General features: G+C 75.3%; 22 protein-coding genes and 1 pseudogene. 14 read left to right on the plus strand and 9 right to left on the minus strand.

Annotation, left to right across the window (positions count from 1 at the left end):
* Nucleotides 1-1,352: serine/threonine-protein kinase (locus B124_RS33470; RefSeq protein WP_496506782.1), on the plus strand; the 1,352-nt coding region annotated here is incomplete at its 5' end.
* Between the two features lie 22 nt (nt 1,353-1,374).
* Here B124_RS33470 and B124_RS33475 read toward each other — a convergent pair.
* Entirely contained in the window at nt 1,375-1,968 is a 594-nt protein-coding gene (locus B124_RS33475; RefSeq protein WP_496506783.1) for a DUF4240 domain-containing protein, read from the minus strand.
* Nucleotides 1,969-2,365: 397 nt separating this feature from the next.
* Here B124_RS33475 and B124_RS33480 point away from each other — a divergent pair, with 397 nt between their 5' ends.
* Complete coding sequence (locus B124_RS33480; protein WP_496506804.1) at nt 2,366-3,172, plus strand: GNAT family N-acetyltransferase; 807 nt, start codon at nt 2,366-2,368, stop codon at nt 3,170-3,172.
* Nucleotides 3,173-3,457: 285 nt separating this feature from the next.
* On the opposite strand, the gene tnpA is transcribed toward B124_RS33480, so the two are convergent.
* Entirely contained in the window at nt 3,458-3,886 is a 429-nt protein-coding gene (gene tnpA, locus B124_RS33485; RefSeq protein ID WP_496506784.1) for an IS200/IS605 family transposase, read from the minus strand.
* 50 nt (nt 3,887-3,936) lie between these two features.
* On the opposite strand from tnpA, the pseudogene B124_RS33490 reads away from it, so the two are divergent.
* The 3 genes and pseudogenes from B124_RS33490 to B124_RS33500 all read left to right on the plus strand — a co-directional run.
* Nucleotides 3,937-4,116, plus strand: a pseudogene (locus B124_RS33490) (helix-turn-helix domain-containing protein); the annotation flags it as partial.
* Nucleotides 4,117-4,155: 39 nt separating this feature from the next.
* Complete coding sequence (locus B124_RS33495) at nt 4,156-4,392, plus strand: zinc ribbon domain-containing protein (protein ID WP_496506805.1); 237 nt, start codon at nt 4,156-4,158, stop codon at nt 4,390-4,392.
* A 34-nt stretch (nt 4,393-4,426) separates the two neighbouring features.
* Entirely contained in the window at nt 4,427-5,920 is a 1,494-nt protein-coding gene (locus B124_RS33500; RefSeq protein WP_496506785.1) for a VWA domain-containing protein, read from the plus strand.
* A gap of 65 nt (nt 5,921-5,985) precedes the next feature.
* Here B124_RS33500 and B124_RS33505 read toward each other — a convergent pair whose 3' ends face one another.
* The gene (locus tag B124_RS33505; RefSeq protein WP_496506806.1) at nt 5,986-6,405 is read right to left on the minus strand and encodes a MarR family winged helix-turn-helix transcriptional regulator; all 420 of its coding nucleotides are present in this window, start codon (nt 6,403-6,405) and stop codon (nt 5,986-5,988) included.
* A 126-nt stretch (nt 6,406-6,531) separates the two neighbouring features.
* Between B124_RS33505 and B124_RS33510 the strand changes: the two genes are divergently transcribed.
* Nucleotides 6,532-6,909 (plus strand): cupin domain-containing protein, encoded by a 378-nt coding sequence (locus B124_RS33510; RefSeq protein ID WP_496506786.1) that lies wholly within the window; start codon nt 6,532-6,534, stop codon nt 6,907-6,909.
* Between the two features lie 47 nt (nt 6,910-6,956).
* Here B124_RS33510 and B124_RS33515 read toward each other — a convergent pair whose 3' ends face one another.
* Nucleotides 6,957-8,273 (minus strand): MFS transporter, encoded by a 1,317-nt coding sequence (locus tag B124_RS33515; RefSeq protein ID WP_496506787.1) that lies wholly within the window; start codon nt 8,271-8,273, stop codon nt 6,957-6,959.
* A gap of 228 nt (nt 8,274-8,501) precedes the next feature.
* Between B124_RS33515 and B124_RS33520 the strand changes: the two genes are divergently transcribed.
* The 3 genes from B124_RS33520 to B124_RS33530 all read left to right on the plus strand — a co-directional run bounded on the left by B124_RS33520 (nt 8,502) and on the right by B124_RS33530 (nt 10,851).
* Nucleotides 8,502-8,963, plus strand: coding sequence for a MarR family winged helix-turn-helix transcriptional regulator (locus B124_RS33520; RefSeq protein ID WP_496506788.1), 462 nt, complete (start codon nt 8,502-8,504; stop codon nt 8,961-8,963).
* Nucleotides 8,964-9,085: 122 nt separating this feature from the next.
* Nucleotides 9,086-9,538 (plus strand): GNAT family N-acetyltransferase, encoded by a 453-nt coding sequence (locus B124_RS33525; protein ID WP_496506789.1) that lies wholly within the window; start codon nt 9,086-9,088, stop codon nt 9,536-9,538.
* A 161-nt stretch (nt 9,539-9,699) separates the two neighbouring features.
* Nucleotides 9,700-10,851: a winged helix DNA-binding domain-containing protein gene (locus B124_RS33530; protein ID WP_496506790.1), complete on the plus strand. Its 1,152-nt coding sequence runs from the start codon at nt 9,700-9,702 to the stop codon at nt 10,849-10,851.
* 74 nt (nt 10,852-10,925) lie between these two features.
* Here B124_RS33530 and B124_RS33535 read toward each other — a convergent pair whose 3' ends face one another.
* Nucleotides 10,926-12,317 carry a serine hydrolase domain-containing protein gene (locus B124_RS33535; protein WP_496506791.1) on the minus strand — a complete coding sequence of 464 codons (1,392 nt, stop codon included), beginning with the start codon at nt 12,315-12,317 and terminating at the stop codon, nt 10,926-10,928.
* Nucleotides 12,318-12,327: 10 nt separating this feature from the next.
* Entirely contained in the window at nt 12,328-13,299 is a 972-nt protein-coding gene (locus tag B124_RS33540) for a DMT family transporter (protein ID WP_496506792.1), read from the minus strand.
* 73 nt (nt 13,300-13,372) lie between these two features.
* Between B124_RS33540 and B124_RS33545 the strand changes: the two genes are divergently transcribed.
* Both B124_RS33545 and B124_RS33550 read left to right on the plus strand, forming a co-directional pair.
* A complete protein-coding gene (locus tag B124_RS33545; RefSeq protein ID WP_496506793.1) occupies nt 13,373-14,332 on the plus strand; it encodes a LysR family transcriptional regulator in 960 nt (319 codons plus the stop codon).
* A 64-nt stretch (nt 14,333-14,396) separates the two neighbouring features.
* Nucleotides 14,397-14,951: a GNAT family N-acetyltransferase gene (locus tag B124_RS33550; protein WP_496506794.1), complete on the plus strand. Its 555-nt coding sequence runs from the start codon at nt 14,397-14,399 to the stop codon at nt 14,949-14,951.
* Nucleotides 14,952-15,006: 55 nt separating this feature from the next.
* Here B124_RS33550 and B124_RS33555 read toward each other — a convergent pair whose 3' ends face one another.
* From B124_RS33555 to B124_RS33565, 3 genes are all read right to left on the minus strand, one after another.
* Nucleotides 15,007-15,678: an HAD family hydrolase gene (locus tag B124_RS33555; RefSeq protein WP_496506795.1), complete on the minus strand. Its 672-nt coding sequence runs from the start codon at nt 15,676-15,678 to the stop codon at nt 15,007-15,009.
* 133 nt (nt 15,679-15,811) lie between these two features.
* Nucleotides 15,812-16,498: a response regulator transcription factor gene (locus tag B124_RS33560; RefSeq protein ID WP_496506796.1), complete on the minus strand. Its 687-nt coding sequence runs from the start codon at nt 16,496-16,498 to the stop codon at nt 15,812-15,814.
* Nucleotides 16,495-17,661, minus strand: a complete 1,167-nt coding sequence (locus B124_RS33565; RefSeq protein WP_496506807.1) for a sensor histidine kinase — start codon at nt 17,659-17,661, stop codon at nt 16,495-16,497. The genes B124_RS33560 and B124_RS33565 overlap by 4 nt, the downstream gene beginning before the upstream one ends.
* A gap of 285 nt (nt 17,662-17,946) precedes the next feature.
* Here B124_RS33565 and B124_RS33570 point away from each other — a divergent pair, with 285 nt between their 5' ends.
* The 3 genes from B124_RS33570 (at nt 17,947) to B124_RS33580 (ending at nt 21,513) form a co-directional block, all read left to right on the plus strand.
* A complete protein-coding gene (locus B124_RS33570) occupies nt 17,947-18,888 on the plus strand; it encodes an ABC transporter ATP-binding protein (RefSeq protein ID WP_496506797.1) in 942 nt (313 codons plus the stop codon).
* Complete coding sequence (locus B124_RS33575; RefSeq protein WP_496506798.1) at nt 18,885-20,594, plus strand: DUF1349 domain-containing protein; 1,710 nt, start codon at nt 18,885-18,887, stop codon at nt 20,592-20,594. Before B124_RS33570 ends, B124_RS33575 begins: the two co-directional genes overlap by 4 nt.
* A gap of 82 nt (nt 20,595-20,676) precedes the next feature.
* The gene (locus B124_RS33580) at nt 20,677-21,513 is read left to right on the plus strand and encodes an ABC transporter permease (protein WP_496506799.1); all 837 of its coding nucleotides are present in this window, start codon (nt 20,677-20,679) and stop codon (nt 21,511-21,513) included.
* The last annotated feature ends 197 nt before the right edge of the window (nt 21,514-21,710 follow it).

Here is a 21,710-nt window from a genome sequence, read left to right on the forward strand (position 1 = left end):
CCCGGCTCTCGGCGGGCGGCATGGGCCGCGTCTACCTCGCCGTCGAGACCGGCACGGGCGAACTGGCCGCGGTCAAGACCCTGCTGGCGGAAGCGGAAGGCGAGGCCGGCGAAGCGGACCGGGTCCGGTTCGCCCGCGAGGTGGGCGTGGCCCGGCGGGTGGCCGGGCCGTACACCGCGCGGGTACGCGCCGCAGACCCCGCGGCGCCGCGGCCGTGGCTGGCGACCGACTACGTGTCGGCGCCCTCGCTCGGCGAACTCACCGCCCGCGGCGGGCCCGCCGACCCCGCGACCGTCGCCAGGCTCGCCGCCGACTGCGCGACCGCACTGGAGGCGCTGCACGCCGCCGGGGTCGTGCACCGCGACCTGAAGCCGCAGAACGTGCTGCTGCCCGCCGACGGCATCCGCGTCATCGACTTCGGCATCTCGCACGCCACCGACCTGACGCGGACCCGGCTGACCCTCGGCACCCTCGCGTACATCGCCCCCGAGCAGGCGCGCGGCGAGCCCGCCACCCCGGCGTGCGACGTCTACGCGCTCGGCGCCACGCTCTGCACCCTCGCCACCGGCCGCCCGCCGTCCCCCGACACCGGCGACCCCGTCCGGCTGCTGGCGCTCGTCGCGCGCGGCACGGTGGAACTCGGCGCGGTGCCCGAGCCGTTGCTCGGTCTCGTCCGTGCCTGTCTGGCCCTCGACCCGGCGGACCGGCCGCGGCCGGACGCGCTGCGGGCGCTCGCGGAGGAGGCGGGCGCGGCTGCCGCCGCCGCGGGCGGTGGTGGCGGTGGTGGGTCCTCGTGGTCCGGCATGCCGGACCGGTGGGCGGGGATCGTCCTGGCGTACCAGCGGCAGGGCCGTCAACTGCGGGAACGCTACGGGGGCGCCGACCCGGCGCCGGAGGCGGGGGCTGGCGCGGCACCGGCAGCGGGGACGCCGGCGGCGGCACCGGCATCAGAGGCGTCGGCGGCGGGGACGGCAGAGGCGGCGGCAGCGCCAGCGTCGGCGGCAGACGAGCCCGCTGCGCCGGCGGCAGGTGCACCCGCAGCGGGGGCCGCGCCCGAGGCGTCGTCCGAGGCGTCGCCCGCACCGGCACCCGCGCCCGAGGCGTCGGCGACGGTCGTCGATCCCGCCGGAGCCGCCCCCCGGGCCCGTGCCCCGTACGCGCAACCCACCACGCCCGCACCGGACTCCGCACCCCCCGCACCCCCGCGGCGCTTCGCCGGGCTGACGCCGCGCGGGTGGCGCGCCGCCGGCAGCCTGGTCGGCAACTGCGCCGGGCTCGGCTTCCTCCTCCTCGGCATCCTCGCCGTACTCGCCACGATCGTCGCCATCGTGGTCGCCGTCGCCCTGGAGTGACCCCGCCGCCGGCGGGCCCCGGCTACATACGCTCCGCCGCCCCGAGGTACAGCCGCGCGAGCCGCGGCAGGCGTTTCTGCATCTCCCCGTCGTCGTCGAAGTCGAAGTCCTCGCCCATGTCCCCGGCCGCACCGTACTGGCCATCCAGGCCGTCGTGGCCGTCCGCCGGCCGGTACGCGGCCCACGCCTCGTGGAATGCCTCCCTGCTGCCGGTGAGGCGCGCGAAGGCGGCGTCCGCCGCGTAGTTCACCTCCTCCTGGAACAGGAACTCGTCGTTGCCCTCCCGCGCGGCCTCGGCGACCCCCGGGTGCTCGGCGAGGCTGTCCGGCGCGGCGGCGACGCGCTCGTACCAGCTACGGCCGAGGGCGATCACCCCGGCGCGGAAGTCCAGGAAGCCGTCGTCCGAGCAGCCGCCGCCTATGAGATATGCGGCGGCCCACACGTCCCAGCGGTACAGGGCATCGTGCACCTCGCCGAACCGCTCCGCGTACTCGAGGATCTCCTGCGGGGAGAGCCCCGCGAGGAGCTGCACGAGCGCCTCGTCGAAGGGCTTGCCGTCCGCCGCCGCGGCGGAGCGGGCCGATTCGACGAGGCGCCAGAACCGATCGATGTCCATGTCCCGTACTGTGGCACCCCCCACTGACAATCCGGGCTCATGCCGTAAAGGCGTTGCACGGGCGCGGTGGACGTGGGAGATTGACGCCCGTCCGCGCGTACGCGGACGAGTCCGCCGGCCGTCCCGCCGGCGTATCCACGGTGAGGAACGAAGCCTTTGATCCCGGCGCCCGTCAGTGGCCGCCGTCGGCGCCGAGTGGCCCGCCCGCTCCCGTAGCGGAGCCGCCCGCTCGAACCGCCGGGCACGACCCGGTCCGTACGAACGTCCCGTACGGCGGCCCCACGTTGCCCACGCGCAGTGCCGTGGGCGCTCTCTCCTGCCTTCGGGCTCCTGCCTTCGGGCTTCTGCCTTCGCACACCAGAGACTTCGTGAGGTCGATACCACCGTGGCTGCTCCCATGGACAAGCAGGTCCAGAACTTCGCCGTCGCCAACCTCCGCCGCCGCCCCGCCGTCGTCGAGACCGGCGGCTTCGTCGCCGGCTTCTCCCCCGGCACCGACAGCCCGTACCTCAACTACGCGACCCCGCTGCCCGGCGCGGACCCCACCCCCGGCGACGTCGCCGCGCTCGTCGGCGCGTTCCGGGAGCGGGGGCTGCTGCCGCGGCTGGAGTTCGCGCCGCAGGCCGCGCCGGGGGTCGCGGAGGCGCTGCGGGCGGCGGGATTCGGGACGGAGGCGGTGCACGAATACCTCGTCTGCACCCCGGACACGTACACCGCCCCCCTGCCAGGCGGGGCCGGGCCGCGGGTGGAGAGCCCCGCCACCGACGCGGAGTTCCGGGCGCTCGACGCGGCGCTCGCCGAGGCGTTCGGGGACGTGTTCCCCGCGTCGGCGGAGGGCGCGGCGCGGCTGCGGCGGCTGGCCGGGGACGGCGGGGAGGTGCGTTTCGTACGGGCCGGGGACGGCGGCTGCGCCGGCGGCGCGACGTGCTCGCCGCCGGCCGAGGACACCGCCGAACTCGCCGGCGTCGGCACCCGCCCCGCGCACCGGCGCCGGGGCGTCGCGGCGGCGGTGACCGCGGCGCTGACGGAGGCGATGTTCGCGCGCGGGGCCGGATCGGTGTGGCTGGAGTACTCGGGCGAGGGCTCCCGCGGCACGTACACCCGCGTCGGCTACCGCCCCGGCGGCACCCGCCTGTACGTCACGCTGCCGCCCGCACCGCCCGCGCCGCCCGCGCCGCCCGCGCCGCCCGCACCGCCCGCCTGACCCGGGGATTTCCGCCCGTCCCGGGCCTGGCACGCTGTACGTGACCAGGGACGACTTCCGCCCGGCTCCGCCGCGGGAACCGCGCGGCGGGGCCGGGCGTCCCCGGGAACCAGGGTGCGCCGCACCCCGCTGCAGCCGCCGTTCGACCGCATCGGAGAGGGACCGATTCCACGCCTCGTCTTCGGAGGGAATTCCCGTCTTCAGGCGGGGAGGGAATCGGATCCTGACCCATGCGGCGCGGGGCGCCGCAGCAGCGCTTTGGAATGCTCCACGAGGGGCCCGCGCTCAGTCGGGGTGCTTCTGGTTCTCGATGTAGTCCTTGACCGCCTGGAGGGGGGCACCGCCGCAGGATCCGGCGAAGTAGGAGCCGGACCAGAAACGGCCGTGCATGATCGCCGGGTTGGTGTGGCCGGTGAACTCCTGACGGAGGCGGCGTGAGCTGACGCCCTTCAGGGAGTTGACGAGGCTGGAGAGGGCGGTCTTCGGCGGGTAGTGGATCAGCAGGTGTACGTGGTCCTCTTCGCCGTTGAAGTCGATCAGGTCGGCTTCGAAGTCTCCGCAGACCTTCTGCATGATCTCCTCGCAGCGCGTCAGCATGGCGTCGTTGAAGACGTTCCGGCGGTGCCTGGTGAGGAAAACCAAATGTGCGTGCAGGTGGTGGACGACGTGACGGCCGCGCCGTACGTCGGGGTTTGGTTCCCAGCGAGGTGACATAAGCCAATGCTATGATCTCGACGTTCCGAGGCCTTGAGGGGGTGGGCCGGTTGATCCGTGCATACAAGTTCCTGATGCGGCCCACCGTCCGGCAGGGCCAGGCGCTGGGCGAGATGCTGCGCGATCACTGCTCCCTGTACAACGGCGCGTTGCAGGAACGCCGCGATGCCTGGCGGCACGTCTCGAAGTCGACCGTGCGGTACGGGCAGCAGTCCGCGCAGCTCAAGGAGGCCGGACTGAACCGCTCGATCGCTGATGCCGGATGGGGGGTGTTCCTCGCGATCCTGACCGCCAAGGCTGAAAGCGCCGGACGGGAAGTGATGGCCGTGGACCCCTGCAACACCTCCAGGAGGTGCCCCGAATGCGGGCACACCGCCAAGGAGAACCGGCCCACGCAGGAAAAGTTCCACTGCGTCTCGTGCGGCCACCTTGCGCACGCCGACACGGTAGGCGCTCTCAACGTTCTACGGGCCGGGCTGGTCCGCCGCGACGCCCAAACGGCTTAGCGAGAAGCCACCCCCTTCAAGGGATGGAGGAGTCATGTCCACCGGATCGCTCGCCAAGGGCGCCAACCTGCCCGTCGACGCCCCCGCGGTACGCGCCGAACTCTCCTGGTCCGAAGGCCCCGGCGTCCCCGATGTCGACGCTTCGGCGCTGCTGCTCACCGCGGCCGGACGGGTCCGCGACGACGGCGACTTCGTCTTCTACAACCAGCCGCAGCACACCTCACAGGCGGTCACCCACTTCGGCAAGCAGAACGCGGGCGGGCGGTTCACCGACTCCGTCGAGGTGCTGCTGACCTCCCTGGGGCCGGACATCGAGCGGGTCGTCCTGTGCGCCTCGGCCGACGGCGGCACCTTCGGCCGGGTCCCCGGGCTGTCGCTGCGGCTCCTGGACGGCGCAACCGGCGCCGAACTGGCCCGCTTCGACATGGAGGCGACGACGGAGACGGCGTTCGTCGGCGGTGAGCTGTATCTGCGTAACGGGCACTGGAAGTTCCGCGCGGTGGGCCAGGGCTACGCCTCCGGACTCGCCGGCCTGGCCACCGACTTCGGCATCACGGTCGACGACACCCCGCCCCCGGCCCCGCAGGCGCCCCAGGCCCCCGCCGCTCCGGCCCCCGCGCCGCCGGCTCCCGCGCCCGCGCAGGCGCCACCCCCCGCGCCGATGCCCCCCGCCCCCACACCACCCGCGCCTGACGCCCCTCCCGCACCCCCCGCCCCTTCCGCCCCTCCCGTACCGGCGCCCGCCGCCGCGGGCGGCGGGCCGCGGCTGGTCAAGGGCGAGGAGCACCTGCCCGTCGACATGCGCAAGCGGCTGTCGCTGCGCAAGGAGCAGGTGGCCATCAGCCTGCGCAAGCACGGGGCCGCCGACATCTCCGCCCGCGTCGTCCTCGTCCTGGACGCCTCCGGTTCCATGACCCGCCTCTACGCCCAGGGCATCGTCGCCGACGTCGTCGAGCGCATGGCCGCGGTCGCCGCGCAGTTGGACGACGACGGGGCCATGCAGGCGTGGACGTTCGCCTCGAATCCCGCCCGGCTTCCGGACCTGCGCCTGGGCGAACTCCCCGAGTGGCTGCGGCTGCACGTACGGGTCGGGCAGCTCGCCCTCTTCCGCCCCCGCAAGAGGCCCAAGGGCCTGGAGTACGGCCAGACAGACATGCGGACGGTGGGCATCCAGAACGAGGAGCAGAAGGTCATCGCCGAAGTCCGCGCCTTCGTCCGCGCCAACCCCGCACCCGATCCGACACTCGTGCTGTTCTTCTCCGACGGCGGCGTCTACCGCAACGCCGAGATCGAGCGCGAACTGCGCGAAGCGGTCGAGGAGCCGGTCTTCTGGCAGTTCGTGGGGCTGGGAGCCGCCGACTACGGCGTACTGGAACGGTTCGACAGCCTTGCGGGCCGCCGCGTCGACAACGTCGGCTTCTTCGCCGTGGACGACATCAGCGGACTCCCCGACCCCCAGCTCTACGACCGCCTCCTTTCCCAGTTCCCCGCCTGGATCACCGCCGCCCGCCAGGCGCGGATCCTCTGACCCCCGGTCCCGGCGTGCGAGCGGTGTTCCCTGAGGCAGCCGGCGTCAGTCAGCCGGGTGGCGGGTCACCAGACGGGGCGTAGCGGGGGGAGGTCGTCCCCGGCGAGGCCGTGGGCGAGGCGGAGGAGTTCGGTGCGCAGGAGGCGGGTGTCGGCGCCTGTGCGGTGGGCGAGTTCGGCTTCGAGGCCGTGCAGGACGTTCCCGGCGACGCCGAGGTGGCGGCGGGCCGCGTCGGTGAGGACGACGAGCTTGCGCCGGCCGCCGGCGGGGTGGGCGGTGCGGAGTACGTAGCCGCGGCGCTCCAGGTCGTCGACGAGCTGGCCGGCGGCCTGTTTGGTGACGCCGAGCCGGGCGGCGAGTTCGCTGCTGGTGGCGCCCTCGGCGTCGAGGATCTGGAAGATCATGCCGTGGACGGGCCGCAGGTCGGGGTAACCGGCGGCGGCCACACGCTCGTTGAACTCGGTCAGCACGAGCTGGAAGCCCATGCCGAGCAGGTACAGCAGCTCGGGTGTCGGCGGACTGTCGTCATCGCGGGTCGTCACGGGACCATCTTGACACGAGCAAGTAAAGCTCCTTTACTCAAGATATTCGAGTAAAGGAGCTTTACACGCATGGAGATCATCACCCCCGCCCCCGACCGCACCGTCACCACCCCGAACGCCGCCATGGAGTCCCTCGCCACCCCCTCCCGGGGCAGCACCGCGCTCAGCACCTGGCGGGTGCGTATCGACCCCGGCCGGTTCGGGCCCGTGCACGCCATCGACCGCGAGCAGGTCTGGATGGTCGTCGCCGGCTCCCTCACCGTGACCTGCGACGGCCGCACCGAGACCGCCGGCGCCGGGCAGGCGGTCGTGCTCCCGGCCGACGTGCTGCGGCAGCTCGGTGCGGCCGAGGGCGCGGATGCCGTCGAGGCGCTGGTCGCGATGGAGGCCGGGGGCGGCGCCGTCACCGAGGACGGGGTGCGGCACGCCCTGCCGTGGGCGGAGTAGGCGGCGCAGGCTCAGCGGTTCATACGGCAACTGCGTAGCAGCGGGTGTCAGCCTGCGGTCGAGTGGGTCCGTACGGCGGCGCGGCCCTCGTCCCGTACGGCACCGGCTTCCTCGCCGTCGTCCTTCCGCAGGCCGCCGGCTTCGCCGCGTACGGCCCCGCCCCCGGCCCGTACCGTCCGGGAGGCAGCCGCCGCGCCCACCGTGCGTCGCTCCATCCTCGCGGCGAGGACCGCGACGGCCAGGCCGGAGGCGGCGAGGGCGGCGCCGACCCAGTTGGGGGCGGTGTAGCCGAGGCCGGCGGAGATGACCAGGCCGCCGAGCCAGGCGGCGAGGGCGTTGCCGAGGTTGAACGCGCCGACGTTGACGGCGGAGGCGAGGGTGGGCGCGGCGGCGGCCTGGTCCAGCACCCGCTTCTGCAGCGGCGGCACGGTCGCGAAGCCGAAGAACCCGACGAGGAAGATGGTCACGGCCGCCGCCGGCTTGCTGTGCGCGGTGAGTGTGAACAGCGCCAGCGTCGCGGTCAGGGCGCTGAGGGCGACGTAGAGCATCGGCATCAGGGCGCGGTCGGCGAAGCGCCCGCCGACCAGGTTGCCGCCGACCATGCCGAGGCCGAAGAGGGCGAGGAGCCAGGTGACGGAGCTGTCGGCGTAGCCGGTGACCTCGGTCGTCATCGGCGCCATGTAGGTGATGGCGGCGAAGACCCCGCCGAAGCCGAGGACGGTCATGGCCATGGCCAGCAGCACCTGGGCGTTGCCGAACGCGGCCAGTTCGTGCCGGAGGTCCGTGCCGCCGGGAGCGGCGGGTTCCCGGGGTGTCCGCGGCAGCTCCGGTACGAGCCTGGCCACGCCGGCCAGCCCGACGACCCCGATCGCCGCGACCGCGAGGAACGTGGCCCGCCAGCCGACGGTCTGCCCGAGGAGGGTGCCGCCGGGGACGCCGACGACGTTGGCCACGGTCAGCCCCGTGAACATCATCGCGATGGCCCCGGCCCGCTTGTCCTTGGCGACCAGCCCGGCGGCCACGACCGCGCCGATGCCGAAGAACGCGCCGTGCGCGAGCGAGGCGACGATGCGGCCGGCGAGCAGGATGCCGAACGCGGGGGCCAGTGCGGAGATGACGTTGCCGGCGATGAACAGGCCCATGAGGCTCATCAGCATCCGCTTGTGGGAGACGCGGGCGCCGAGCGCGGTGAGCAGCGGGGCGCCGCCGAAGACGCCGAGGGCGTAGCCGGTGGTGAGCCAGCCGGCGGTGGGGACGGAGACGGAGAACTCGTCGGCGACCTCGGGCAGCAGGCCCATGACGACGAACTCCGTGGTGCCGATCCCGAAGGCGCCGATGGCCAGCGCGAGGAGCGCGAGAGGCATGCGGGGACTCCTGAGGTGGGGCGGGGGCATTAACGAAGCGTCCACAATAATTGCGCACGCGGATTCTTGCAAACGCGGGCTATTGCGGTGCTGGAGTAAACTCGGGGTCAGGACGGCGAACGCACGCACGCACACGTGCGTACTCACGTACTCATCGCGTGCTGCACGTATGGACGTACGGGCGGATGCACGCACGTACGCACGCACTCACGGGACGCGGAGGCGCTCATGTCGGCCACGGCCGAGCAACTCGACGAACTGGCCCGGGGCTGGACGGCCCTGGCCTCCCTGCACGCCCGCATCGAGACCCACGTGGAGCGCACGCTCCAGCGCGCGCACCGGCTGAGCGCCCGCGAGTACTCGGTCCTGGACGCCCTCAGCCGGCAGGACGACTTCCACCTGCGCATGAACCAGCTCGCCGACGCCGTCGTCCTCAGCCAGAGCGCCACCACCCGCCTGGTCACCCGCCTCGAGGACCGCGGCCTGCTCAGCCGCTACCTCTGCCCGGACGACCGCCGGGGCATCTACACCGAGGTCACCGTGGCCGGCCGCCGCCTCCTTGAGGAGGCCAGGCCCGGGTACGAGGCCGCCCTGCGCACCGCGCTGGACGAGGCCGCGAAGCGGCCGGAGCTGGCGCCGCTGGTGGCGGCGGTGGAGACGCTGGAGGCCCCGCAGGCGTACGCGACGTAAGGGCGCGGACGCCGTTTGGAGCGGCCCGTACTGCTCGCGGGCGCTGGCGAGGGAGCGCGTACGGCGTACGGGGGGCGCCTGCGGCGTGGGGTGCGCCCCGGGGCACGCGTAGGGTCGGCGGCATGAGTGACCTGCACATCCGGCGCGCGACGGCCGCCGACGTCCCCGCCATCGTGGCGATGCTCGCCGACGACCCCCTGGGCGCCGCCCGGGAGACACCGGACGACCCCGCCCCGTACGCGCACGCCTTCGCGCGGATCGACGCCGACCCCGGCCAGCACCTCGCCGTCGCCGAACGCGACGGCCGCGTCGTCGGCACGCTCCAGCTCACCGTCATCCCGGGGCTGTCGCGGCGGGGCGCGACGCGGGCGCTCATCGAGGCGGTGCGCGTGCACGGGGAGGAGCGCGGGGGCGGGCTGGGGACCCAGCTCATCGAGTGGGCTGTCGAGGAGGCGCGGCGGCGGGGGTGCGTGATGGTCCAGCTCACGTCGGACGCGACGCGGACGGACGCGCACCGCTTCTACGAGCGGCTGGGGTTCGCGGCGTCGCACGTGGGGTTCAAGCGGATGCTTTAGCGGCGGGTACCGGGGCGGGGGCGGAGGATCCGGGCGACGGCCGAGGGCGGGCGCTCCTCGCCTGCTTCAAGTCTCCCCTGGTCAGAGAGGCGTCAGCGGCCAAGATCCAAAGTTATCCACAGGCCGGAGCGGGCCGGCGCGGGCTTCGGCATACTGCCCTCATGCGGATCACGACAGAGCAGCGACGAGCCCGGATCGGCGTGCGGCACGCCCTGGCCCCGGCCGCCCGCACGGCCTCGCCCGCCGATGCCGCGGACGCGGTCGTCGCCCTGCATGCGACGGACGCGGCGACCGTCTTCCTCTCCGCCTGCGCGCGCATGAAGGAGCCCGGCGTCACGCCCGTCGAGCGCGCGCTGTACGAGGAGGTGTCGCTGGTGAAGCTGCTGTCCATGCGGCGCACGCTCTTCGCGGTCACCCGCGCGCTGGCGCCCGTGGTGGACGCGGCGGCGGCGCGCGCCATAGCAGCGCGCGAGCGCGCCGCCTTCCTCAAACACCTCACGGCCAACGGCCTGGACGAGGCGTGGCTGCGGCGCGCCGAAGCCGCCGCGATGACGGTGCTGAAGGACAAGGGCGAGGCGGCGGGCAGCGAGATATCCGCGGCGGAGCCGCTGCTGCGCACGAAGATCACGGTCTTCCCCGGCACCCGCCAGGAGACGCAGCAAGGCGTGGCCACGCGCGTGCTGCGGATGCTGGCCTGCGACGGGCACATACGCCGCGGGCACCCGCGCGGGTCGTGGACGTCGAGCCAGTTCCGGTGGGCGCCCGGGGAGGACTTCGGCGGCATGGACGTCGCCGCGGCGCAGACGGAGCTGACCAGACGCTGGCTGTACGCGTACGGGCCGGCCACCGAAGCGGACCTCGTGTGGTGGACCGGCTGGACGAAGACCGCCGCGCGCAGGGCGCTGGCCGCGACCGGCGCGGCGGCGGTGGAGCTGGACGAGGGCACGGGGTTCGTGCTGCCGGACGACACCGGACCGGTCGCGGAGCCGGAACCGTGGGCGGCGCTGCTGCCGGCGCTCGACCCGACCCCGATGGGCTGGAAGGAACGCGACTGGTATCTCGACGCCGGCTACCGCAAAGCGCTGTTCGACGGCAGCGGCAACGTGGGGCCGACGGTGTGGTGGAACGGCGAAGTCGTCGGCGGCTGGGCACAGCGGCAGGACGGAGAGGTGGTGTGGCGGATGCTCACGGACGTGGGCGGTGACGCGGAACGCGCGGTGGCCGCGGAGGCCGGGCGGCTGGCGGCGTGGACGGGCGAGGCCCGGATAACGCCGAGGTTCCGCACGCCGCTGGAGAAGGAACTGGCGGCCTAGCGGGGCTGCGGCGCGCCGGCTACGACGCAGCTGGCACCGCACTTGCGCCGGCTGGCCGCGTCGTAGCGTGCCGGTTACGACGGCGCGGACGGCGTCCAGCCGCGGGTGCCGCCGGGGACGGGGGCGTCCGGGTCGTACGGCTCCCGGGTGAAGACGAAGGTGCCCAGGTCGAGGTGCGACACCTCGCCGTCCGCCGACCGCTCCACCCGCAGCGTCTCACCGGCGCAGTAGCCGTCGACCGCCGTCCAGGTGCCGTCCGCCTCCGGGCGGAGGAGGGAGGCGTAGCCGTTCCGGGCCAGCGGGCTCAGGTCCAGCCAGCGGTCCTCCTTCAGCCGCAGCGCGTGCGGGTTCGCGCCCCAGTACCACGGGCCCGTGAGGGCGAGCAGCTCCGGATCCACCGCGTCCGCGGCCAGCGGACGCCAGGGCTCGGGGATGCGCGGCTCGTGCCTCACCACCGTGCCGATCAGATCGGCGCCCAGCCCGGAGACGGACGGGCCCGACGTGACGTTCGTGAGGACGACCGCGCTCACGCGCTCGTCGACATCGGAGAGGAGGCAGGCGAGGAAGCCGGGCATGGAGCCGGTGTGGCCGCTGAGCAGCGTGCCGTCGTGGCGGATGAGCTGCATGCCGAGCCCGTACGCGCTGTCCCACGACGCGGCCTCGGGCGCCACCGCGGGGGTGCGCATCTCCGCCAGCGTGTCGGCGGAGAGCACCCGCTCGTCGCCGCGTACGAGGAAGGCCGCGAACCGGGCGAGGTCGCCGGCCGTGGACCACAACTGGCCCGCGGGCCCCATCCGGCCGGTGTCGTGCAGCGGCTCGGGCTGCATGACGTCGGCCCACGGGTGGACGGCGAAGCCGCCGGCGTGCGGGGCCTCGGGCAGCAGCGTCGTGCGCCGCAGCCCCAGCGGCTCCAGCAGCTCGCGGCGCAGCACCTCGTCCCAGGGCGCGCCGCGCCGTGCCCCGACGAGTGCGCCGAGGTAGGCGAAGCCGGGGTTGGAGTAGTGGTGCCGGCGGCCCGCGGGGTGGCGGGCGGGGTCGCCGTCGAAGAGTCCGCCGAGTTCGGGGCGGAGCGTGCCCGGGGTCCGCTCCCACCAGGGGCCGCGGGGCTCGGCGCCGATACCGGAAGTGTGCGAGAGGAGTTGAGCGATGGTCGCCGCGGGGGCCTGAGTGCCGGGGAGGTGTTTCTCCAGCGGATCGGCGAGGTCGACAAGGCCCTCGTCGCGCAGCCGGAGCACCAGCACGGCGACGAACGTCTTGGTGATCGAGCCGATGCGGTACTGGGTGTCGGTGGTCGGCTCGTGCCCGTCGACCATCGAGCGGGCGCCGGACCACACGGTCTCCCCGTCGCGGACGACGGCCGCGACGAGCGAGGGCGTACGGCCCTCGCGCTGGGCGACGGAGAGCCGGTGACGCAGGGCGCGGGCGGTGGCGGGGAGCAGGGCGTCGGCTGGCGGCGGCGGTGGCATGCGGCGCAGCCTAACCGCGGCCCGCGGTGCGGAGCACGGGAGTTTCGGCGCCGCGGCTGCCGCCGATGCGGGTGGTGTACCAGACGGTGGTGATGACGAGTGCGCAGCCGGCGTACTGCGTTGCCGTGGGCCGCTCGCCGATGAACGCGACGGCGGTGGCGATGGCGAGTACCGGTTGCAGCAGGAGCAGCGCCGCCCCGGTGGCCGGGGCGAGCCGGGGCAGCGCGGGGGTGATGAGGAGCAGCGCGAGGACCTGGCCGAGTGCGGCCATTGCCGCCAGCCAGCCGAGGGCGGCGGGCTCGGGCGTCGCGTCGATGCCGGTCCACAGCGCGCCGAGGACGCCGGAGGCGACCCCGGCGGAGAACGTCGCGGTGCACACCGGCACCGCGATGTGCCCCCGGCGCCGAACCCGGGGGTTCCTTGGGCGGGTGCCGCCGAGGCGGGTGAGGAAGAGGTAGCCGGCGAAGGCCACGCCGGATGCCGTGCCGTAGAGGATGCCGGTGACGGGGCTGCTGCCCGGCTCCGGGTCGCCGATCGCGCCGCCGGCGAGTGCCACCCCGGCGAGCAGCACCGGGGCGGTGAGCCAGAAGCCGCGCGGCAGCGGCGTACGGGTCAGCAGGCGGGCCAGCAGCGGGAAGACGATCACCTGGACGTTGAGCAGGACGGTCGCGATGGAGGCGCCCACGTCCCTGATGCTGGCCGCCCAGAAGACGAAGTCGACGCCGAGCAGCAGCCCGGCCGCCAGGTCCGTGAGGACCGCGCGCCGGCGCCGCGGGCCGAGGCGGCGGAGTTCGGCGGCTGCCAGGGGGACGAGCAGCAGCAGGGCGAGGGCGCAGCGCAGGAAGGCGGCGGTGCCGGCGCTCACGTCGGCGAGCTTCACGAACATCGCCGACAGCGAGATGCACGCCGAGCCGCCGATGACCAGCACGACCGGGGTGGCCAGCCGGGTCAGGAGTCCCTGGTCGTCCCCGTCGAGTCGCATGCTCTTCACTCTGCCTGCCCGGTCCCCCAAGAAAAAGCGATGATTTGTTAGCCGAAAGCATTAGCATCACTTTGTGTTCAGCCTGGAGCGTCTCCGTGCCCTCGACGCCGTCGCCGTCCACGGCACCATCGCCCGTGCCGCCGAGTCGCTGCACGTCACCGCCTCCGGCGTCTCGCAGCAACTCGCCAAGCTGGAGCGCGAGTCGGGCCACCGGCTGCTGGAGCCGTACGGGCGCAGCGTCCGCCTCACCCACGCCGGCAAGGTGCTCGCCGCGCATGCGGCGCTGGTGTGTGCGCAGGTCGCCGAGGCCGAGGCGGATCTCGTCGACCTGCAGCACGAGATCCTCGGCCCGCTGCGCCTCGGCGGCGTCGGCAGTTCGCTGCGTGCGCTGCTGCCCGAGGTGCTGACCGCCCTGACCGCCTCGCATCCGCGGCTGGCGCCCACCGTCGTCGACGGCGAGGTCGTCGAGCTGGTCCCCAGGCTGGTCGGCGGGGAGCTGGATCTGCTGCTCGTCGAGAGCTGGAGCAGCCGGCCCGTCCGGCTGCCGCAGGGGCTGGCGGTGCAGACGCTGGTGGTCGAGGACGTGCAGTTGGCGGTGGCGGAGACCCATCCGCTGGCCGGCCGCGAGCGCGTCGGCCTCGCTGAGCTCGGCGGTCTCGCGAGGGCGGGCGGGGCGGGCGGGGCGGGTGGGGCTGCGGGGGCTGCGGTGTGGGCGAGTTGTCCGGTCGGCACGGAGCCGTACGAGGGGCTGACGCAGGCGCTGCGCGAGGTGGGTCTGGAGCCGGAGGTGCGGTATCAGGTGACGGAGTACGCCACGCAGCTCGCGCTCGTGCGGGGCGGGTTGTGCGTGTCGCTCGTACCGGAGATGGCGCAGCGGCCGTGCCCGCCCGGGGTGCGGTTCGTGCCGGTGCGCCCGGCGGTGCGGCGTACGGTGCAGGCCGCGTGGCGCTCCCGGGGGGAGAGCCCGGCCGTACGGGCCTGCGTCGCCGCCCTGGCGCAGTCCGTCCAGGCCCCGCCGGCGGCGGGCGGGTGACCAGCGGGTCTGTCAGTGGGCCGTGCGAGGATCACGGTGTCGAGCACAGCCACGGGAGGACCCGATGTTCGCCATACCCCTGGGTGAGGAAGGTGCCGAGCTGCGGCCGTTGGAGCCGTGGCAGGCCGCGGAGTTCCTCGCCCACATGGACCGCGGTCGCGAGTTCATCGGGCGCCACGTCGGCCTCCCCGACGTCACCGCCGATCTCGACTCCACCCGCGCCTGGCTCCAGAGGTACGCCGACAAGGCCGCGTCCGACTCCGGCCGCCTCTACGGCATCTGGCTCGACGGCCTCCTCGTCGGCGGCGTGCTGTTCCGCGTCTTCGACGCGCAGCAGCGCACCTGCGAGGCCGGCTGCTGGCTGGAGCCCGCGGCATCCGGCCGCGGGCTGGTCACGCGCGCGGTGCGCGTGATCATCGACTGGGCGGTGTACGAGCGCGGCATGGAGCGCATCGAGTGGCAGGTGTCCTCGGCGAACACCCCGAGCATCAAGGTCGCCCGGCGTCTGGGCATGAGCCGCGACGGCGTGCTGCGGTCGAACTCCGAGTACCGGGGGGCGCGGCAGGACACCGAGGTGTGGTCGGTGCTGGCGTCCGAGTGGCGGGAGCAGGGGGCGTAGCGGCGGTTTCCCGTTTCCCGTACGAGCCGGCCCCCGGTGCGCCGTCTGTCCGTCGTCAGGCCGCCGCTCCGGCCGCGTCCAGCAGGTCCGGCAGTTTGCGCATGTCGTCGAAGAGCACCGTGTCCGGCCCCGCCAGCCAGTCGGCCGGTGACAGCCCGCCGGTGAAGCCGTACGCGCGCATGCCCGCGGCGCGCGCCGCCTGCACGCCGTAGCGGCTGTCCTCGACCACCGCGCACGCCTGCGGCGGGCAGCCCATCCGGCGTGCCGCGTGCAGGAAGAGGTCGGGCGCGGGTTTGCCGCGTCCGCCGACGTCGGAGGCGGAGTAGATGCGTCCGGCGAAGCGGTCGTACAGCCCGGTCCTGCCGAGGGTGCGGCGCATCCGGTCGTGGCCGCCGCTGGACGCGACGCACGTGGGCAGGCCGGCGGCGGCGATGGCGTCGAGCGCGCCGACGACGCCGGGTACGGCTTCGAGGCGGTCGAGGCCGGCGTAGAACTCCTCGTAGTAGCGGGTGTGCCAGGTCTCGTCGGTGCCCGGGCCGAGGCGTTCGACGACCATGGCGCCGACCGATTCCCGGGACTTGCCCATGAACAGTTCGGCGGCGTCGGCTTCGGTGAGCGGCCAGCCGAGTTCCGCTCCGACGGTGGCCTGTGCGGCGGCGGCGATGCGCTCGGAGTCGACGAGGACTCCGTCGCAGTCGAATATGACGAGTTCGATGGCTCCGGGCATGGTCACGAGGCTAACCGAGCGGCGCCGGTACGGGCCGGGCCGGGCGTCACCGGAGGGCCGGGGCCGGGGCCGGGAGCCGAGGGCCGGGGCCGGGGGTCGGGGGTCGGGAGCCGGGGGTCGGGGGCCGGGGGCGTCAGCGGGTGCCGGGGACGACGAGGCCCGTTTCGTACGCCGTGATCACGGCCTGCGTCCTGTCCCGCAGGCCGAGCTTCGCCAGCAGCCGGCTGACGTGCGTCTTCACGGTCTCCTCCCCGACGTGGAGGCGGGCGGCGAGTTCGGGGTTGGACAGGCCCTCGGCGAGCAGCCGCAGCACCTCCGTCTCGCGCGGCGTCAGCGCCGCCAGCGGCGCGGCGGCCCCCTCCCGCTCCGGCCGCGCCGCGCGCAGCCGCGCGAACTCGGCGATGAGCCGCCGCGTGACCGCCGGCGCGAGCAGCGCCTCGCCGGCCGCGACGACGCGCACGGCGTCGAAGAGCCGTTCCGCGGTGACGTCCTTGAGCAGGAAGCCGCTGGCGCCGGCGGCGAGGGCGTCGTAGACGTACTCGTCGAGGTCGAAGGTGGTGAGGATCAGCACCCTGGGGTGCGGGGGGTCCGCGGTCAGGCGGGCGGTGGCCTCGATGCCGTCGACGCCGGGCATGCGGACGTCCATCAGGACGACGTCGGGCCGCCGGGCGCGGCAGACGCGGACGGCGTCGGCGCCGTCGTGTGCGGTGCCGACGACGTCGAAGTCGGGCTGGGTGGCGAGGAGTCCGGCGAAGCCGGCGCGGACGACTTCGTGGTCGTCGGCGACGACGACGCGCACGGTCTGCGCGGGGCCGGTCATGCCGCTCTCTCCTCGTCGCTCGTGCGGGTCTTGGCGGGGAGGGTGGCTTCGAGCAGGAAGCCGCCGCCCGCGGCGGGGCCGCTGCGCAGGCTGCCGCCGACGGCCGCGGCGCGTTCGCGCATGCCCAGCAGCCCGTGCCCGCCGGCGCCCGCGGGGCCGGAGCCGGGCCCGGGGCCGTTGTCGCGGATGCGCAGGCGCAGGGCGGTGTCGGCGTAGTGGAGTTCCACGTCGACGGCGGCGCCGGGGGCGTGCCGGCGGGCGTTGCTGAGGGCTTCCTGCACGATGCGGTACGCGGTGAGTTCGATGCCGGTGCCGAGGGGGCGTACGGCGCCGCTGACGAGGAGGCGTACCGCGGCGCCTGCGGCCTCGCGGGCGCCGTCGAGGAGTTCGTTGAGCTGGGCGAGGCCGGGCGGGGGGCGGCGGGCCGCGGGGGCGGCGCCGGCGTCGTCGCGCAGGACGCCGAGCAGGCGGCGCATCTCGGTGAGGGCGGTGCGGGCGGTGTCGCCGATGTCGCGGAGCCGGCGGGCGCCTTCGTCGGGGAGGCCGGGGGTGGTCAGGCGGGCGGTTTCGGCCTGTACGGAGATCATCGAGATGTGGTGGGCGACGACGTCGTGGAGTTCCCGTGCGATGCGGGCGCGTTCGCCGCGGGCGGCGTGTTCGTAGAGGGTGTGCGCGATGGCCTGCTCGGTGGCGCTGTGGGCGGCGGCGGCGTGCCGGGCGCGGCGGGCGAGGCCGGTGCCGGTGGCGGCGGCGAGGAGTACGGCGGCGGCGACGGCGAGCAGCCGGCCGGCGTCGTCGGGCGGGCCGTCGGCGGGGGCGCCGGTGGCGTAGCCGGCGAGCGGCAGCACGAGGAGCACGGCGAGGGCGCGGACCCGGCGGGTGCCGTGGCGGGCGAGGCGGTGCAGGAGGAGTGCCTGGGCGGCGACGCCGGCGGCGACGGGGGCGCCGAGGAGGGCGGGGAGCGGGGCGTTCGCGGCGGTGGCGAGGACGGCGGCGGGGGCGGGGTGGGTGCGCAGGAGCGCGACGGGGGCGGTGGCGCCGAAGGCGAGGAGCAGGGCGGCGGTGAGGTGGTCGCCGGCGCCGGTGTGCAGGACGGTGTCGGCGGCGGCGAGGAGCGCGAGGAGCGCGGCGGCGGCGACGGGCCCGTCGGGGGAGGCGGCCAGGCGGCGGAGCGGGGGAGCCGGGGGGCGGGGCCGTAGTCGCGGATGCGCGGGTGCCGGGCCCGTGCCGGGTGTCCGGTCCGCGTCCGTCGCGTACGGACCCTCCGCCCCACGCCTCACGCCCGCTCCCCCCGCGCTCCCGTCACGCCGCCATTGTCCCCGCGACCGGCCCCGTCGGCGTCCCTCCCGCCCTGGACGGCCCCTCCCCCACGCGAGCTACCCCGCCGCCCGCAAGACTCCTCCTGCGCGTGACGACCCGCCCGCCGCCCGCTTCGTAGCCTCCTCACCATGGCAGCGTCAGAAGCAACCATCGAGGTCCGGGAGTTGCGCAAGCACTTCGGTCCCGTCGCCGCCGTGGACGGTCTGTCGTTCACGGTCGTCCCCGGCCAGGTCACCGGGTTCGTCGGCCCCAACGGGGCCGGCAAGTCCACCACCATGCGCATCGTCCTGGGCCTCGACGCCCCCGACGCGGGCAGCGCGCTGATCAGCGGCCAGCCGTACGCGGCGCTGCGCCGCCCGCTGCAGCACGTCGGCGCCGCGCTGGACGCGGCGGCCGTACACCCCGGCCGGCGCGGGCGCGACCACCTGCTGTGGCTGGCGCACTCGCACGGCCTGCCGCCGCGCCGCGTCGACGAGCTGCTGGAGCAGGTGGGGCTCGCCGCGGCGGGCCGGCGGCGGGCCGGCGGCTACTCGCTGGGGATGCGCCAGCGCCTCGGCATCGCCGCCGCGCTGCTCGGCGACCCGCCGGTGCTGCTCTTCGACGAGCCGGTCAACGGCCTGGACCCGGAGGGCATCCGCTGGATACGCGGCTTTCTGCGCCGGCTGGCGGCGGAGGGGCGGGCGGTGCTCGTCTCCAGCCATCTGATGAGCGAACTGGAGGACACCGCCGACCACCTGGTGGTCATCGGCCGCGGCCGGCTCGTCGCCGACACGTCGGTGGCCGTCATGCTCGCCGCCGCCTCCGACGGGCGGGTCGCGCTGCGTACGGGGGAGCGCGAGCGGGCGATGACGGTGCTGGCGGCGGCGGGGGCGACGGTCGCGGCGACGGGCCGGGAGTCGCTGACGGTCTCGGGGCTGCCGGCGGAGCGGGTGGCGGAGCTGCTGGGCGCGGGGTCGGTGCCGTTCTCGGGGCTGGCGGCGCACCGGGCGTCGCTGGAGGAGGCGTACATGGAGCTGACGCGCGGCGAGGCCGAGTTCGCCGCCGCGCCGGAGGGGGAGGGTCCGCGATGAGCGGGGGTGTGGGTGCGGGTGCCGGTCTGGGCGCCGGTACGGAGACGGGGGCTGCTGCGGGTACGGAGAGCGGGGGCGTGGCCCCGTACCGTTCGACGCTGCCGCCTGCCCGCGACGGGTTCCGGCAGTTGCTGCGCGCCGAGTTCACGAAGCTGCGCAGCGTGGACCGCTGGCTGCTGACGCTCTTGGCCGGGGTGCTGGTGACAGTGCTGGTGTCGCTCGTGTCGTCGGGCGGCGGCAGCACCGTCACAGCCGATGACGGCGGTGGCGGCGGCGGCGCGGCGGACGGGGTGACGGACGGGGTGACGGATTCGTTCCGCTTCGTGCACCGGCCGCTTTCCGGCGACGGCGGCGTCACCGCCCGCGTGACGGGTCTGCGGCTGGGCGAAGACACGGACGCGCCGTGGGCGAAGGCCGGTGTCATCGTGAAGGCGGGCACCGAACCGGGGAGCCCGTATGTGGCGCTGATGCGCACGTACGGGCACGGGGTGCGGCTGCAGTACGGGTTCGAGCACGACGTCGCCGGCGGCGACGTGGCCGGGGACGCTCCGGTGTGGCTGCGGCTGACGCGCGAGGGCGACCGGCTGACCGGCTACCAGTCCGCCGACGGCGAACGCTGGGACGAGGTCGGCAGCGTGCCCGCCGCCGGGCTGCCGGAGAAGGCGCGGGCGGGGCTGTTCGTGGCGGCACCGGAGACGGACCGGGTGGAGCGGTCGTTCGGTTCGCTGAGCATCGCGGCGCAGCCGAGCGAGGCGACGGGGGTCTTCGACAACGTACGGCTCGAAGGCGGCGGGGCGTCGGGCGGGACGGGCGGAACGGACGGGACCGACGACGGGACGGACGGGACCGACGACGGGACGGACGGGGCAGACGGGACGGACGGGGTAGACGGGGCAGACGGGGCGGGCGCGGCGGCGTGGCGGGACGAGGCCGTGGGCCCGCCGGCCGGGCCCGCGGCGGCGAACGGCCCGGCCGGCGGCACACAGCGCTCCGGCGGCACGTTCACCGTCACCGGCTCCGGCGACATCGCCCCGCGCCCGCCCGCGGGGGACCTGACCCGGATGAGCCTGGTGGGCGCGCAGGTCGGGCTGATCGCGTTCGCGGCGCTGGGCGTGCTGTTCATCACCGCCGAGTACCGGCGCGGCATGATCCGTACGACGTTCACCGCCGCCCCGCGGCGCGGGCGGGTGCTGGCGGCGAAGGCGGCGGTGCTGGCGGCGGCGGCGTTCGCGGCGGGGCTGGTGGGCGCGGTGGTGTCGTTCCTGGTGGGGCAGCGGACGCTGCGGGCGAACGGGTTCGAGCCGCCGCAGTTCCCCGAGGTGTCGCTGTCCGACGGGCCGGCGCTGCGGGCGGTGGTGGGCACGGGGCTGCTGCTGGCGCTGGTGGCGCTCTTCGCACTGGGGCTGGGGGCGCTGCTGCGGCACACGGCGGCGGCGGTGACGATCGTGGTGGTGCTGTTCGTGCTGCCGCTGGTGCTGGGCGGGGGGCTGCCGCTGGGGGCGGTGGAGTGGCTGTTCCGGGTGACGCCGGTGGCCGGGTTCGGGGTGCAGAGCACGACGCCGCGGTACGCGCAGGTGGAGACGGTGTGCCTGCCGGAGGACGGGTGCATGCCGCAGGGGCCGTGGGCGGGGCTCGGGGTGCTGGCGGTGTGGGCGGCGGTGGCGCTGGCGCTGGCGGTGTGGCGGCTGCGGCGGCGCGATGCGTGAGGGGCGGAGGGCGCCGGGGGCGGCGGAGCGTGCGACGGGGCGCGGGGTGGGGCGCGGGGTGGGGCGCGGGACGGAGCGTGGGGTGCGGCAGGAGGAGGCGCGCGGGGTGCGGGACCGGGCGGGGCAGGGGTCGGCGTCCGCGCGCGTACGGGACGCGGCGTACGCGGCGCGGGCGGAGTGGACCAAACTCCGCACCCTCCCCAGCACATGGTGGCTCCTCCTCGCCGTCGCAGCCGTCACCGCGGCGGTCGGCGCGGGTGCGGTCAGCGGGCTGTCCACGGCGCACTGCCCGCCCGCCGGCTGCCGCGAGGACGTCGTCAAGACCAGCCTGGCCGGCGTGTGGGCCGGGCAGGCGGCGGTCGCGGTGCTCGCGTCGCTGGCGTTCACGGCGGAGTACGGCACGGGCACGATCCGCACGACGCTGACCGCCGTACCCGGCCGGCTGCGGGTGCTCGCCGCGAAGTCCGCGGTGGTCGGTGCCGCGGTGCTGGCGGCGGGCGGCGCCGGGGTGCTGGGTGCGCTGCTCGCGGGGCGGGCGCTGGTGCCGGCGGGCTTCACCTCGTACGAGTTGGGGGCGGGACCGGTGCTGCGGGCGGGCTTCGGGACGGCGCTGTACCTGGTGCTGGTGGCGCTCCTGGCGCTGGGTCTGGGTGCGGCGCTGCGGGACACGGCGGGGGCGGTCGCGGCGTGCCTGGGGGTGCTGTACGCGTCGCCGCTGGTGGCGGGGATGCTGTCGGATCCGGAGTGGGTCGAGCGGCTCCAGCGCTACGGGCCCGCGTCGGCGGGGATGGCGGTGCAGTCGACGGTGGACACGGGGGAACTGCCGATCGGGCCGTGGGCCGGGCTGGGGGTCCTGGCGGCGTGGTCGGCGGCGGCGCTGGCACTGGGCGCGGCGGTGCTGCGGCGCCGGGACGCCTGAGGCGCGGCGGCGCGGCTCCCGCTCGACGGCCCGGGCCCGGCCGCCGGGAGCCCGGTACGCCGTCCGGCCCCGGCGTCCCGCCGCCGGTTCTCCCTCCGCACCGGGGCCCTGCCCGGGCGCCCCGGAGTCCGGTGCGGTCCCTCCCCGACGGCCCGGCTCCGGCTGCCCGGAGCCCGCGGCGGCCCCCGTCCCCGTCC

This window comes from Streptomyces sp. CNP082, assembly GCF_059570535.1.

Bases quoted from the DNA above. Each gene is read 5' to 3' on its own strand.
- B124_RS33475 (WP_496506783.1), bottom strand. From the start codon at position 1,968: ATGGACATCGATCGGTTCTGGCGCCTCGTCGAATCGGCCCGCTCCGCC.
- B124_RS33480 (WP_496506804.1), top strand. From the start codon at position 2,366: ATGGACAAGCAGGTCCAGAACTTCGCCGTCGCCAACCTCCGCCGCCGC.
- tnpA (WP_496506784.1), bottom strand. From the start codon at position 3,886: ATGTCACCTCGCTGGGAACCAAACCCCGACGTACGGCGCGGCCGTCAC.
- B124_RS33500 (WP_496506785.1), top strand. From the start codon at position 4,427: ATGTCCACCGGATCGCTCGCCAAGGGCGCCAACCTGCCCGTCGACGCC.
- B124_RS33505 (WP_496506806.1), bottom strand. From the start codon at position 6,405: ATGGGCTTCCAGCTCGTGCTGACCGAGTTCAACGAGCGTGTGGCCGCC.
- B124_RS33510 (WP_496506786.1), top strand. From the start codon at position 6,532: ATGGAGATCATCACCCCCGCCCCCGACCGCACCGTCACCACCCCGAAC.
- B124_RS33515 (WP_496506787.1), bottom strand. From the start codon at position 8,273: ATGCCTCTCGCGCTCCTCGCGCTGGCCATCGGCGCCTTCGGGATCGGC.
- B124_RS33520 (WP_496506788.1), top strand. From the start codon at position 8,502: ATGTCGGCCACGGCCGAGCAACTCGACGAACTGGCCCGGGGCTGGACG.
- B124_RS33525 (WP_496506789.1), top strand. From the start codon at position 9,086: ATGAGTGACCTGCACATCCGGCGCGCGACGGCCGCCGACGTCCCCGCC.
- B124_RS33530 (WP_496506790.1), top strand. From the start codon at position 9,700: ATGCGGATCACGACAGAGCAGCGACGAGCCCGGATCGGCGTGCGGCAC.
- B124_RS33535 (WP_496506791.1), bottom strand. From the start codon at position 12,317: ATGCCACCGCCGCCGCCAGCCGACGCCCTGCTCCCCGCCACCGCCCGC.
- B124_RS33540 (WP_496506792.1), bottom strand. From the start codon at position 13,299: ATGCGACTCGACGGGGACGACCAGGGACTCCTGACCCGGCTGGCCACC.
- B124_RS33550 (WP_496506794.1), top strand. From the start codon at position 14,397: ATGTTCGCCATACCCCTGGGTGAGGAAGGTGCCGAGCTGCGGCCGTTG.
- B124_RS33555 (WP_496506795.1), bottom strand. From the start codon at position 15,678: ATGCCCGGAGCCATCGAACTCGTCATATTCGACTGCGACGGAGTCCTC.
- B124_RS33560 (WP_496506796.1), bottom strand. From the start codon at position 16,498: ATGACCGGCCCCGCGCAGACCGTGCGCGTCGTCGTCGCCGACGACCAC.
- B124_RS33570 (WP_496506797.1), top strand. From the start codon at position 17,947: ATGGCAGCGTCAGAAGCAACCATCGAGGTCCGGGAGTTGCGCAAGCAC.
- B124_RS33575 (WP_496506798.1), top strand. From the start codon at position 18,885: ATGAGCGGGGGTGTGGGTGCGGGTGCCGGTCTGGGCGCCGGTACGGAG.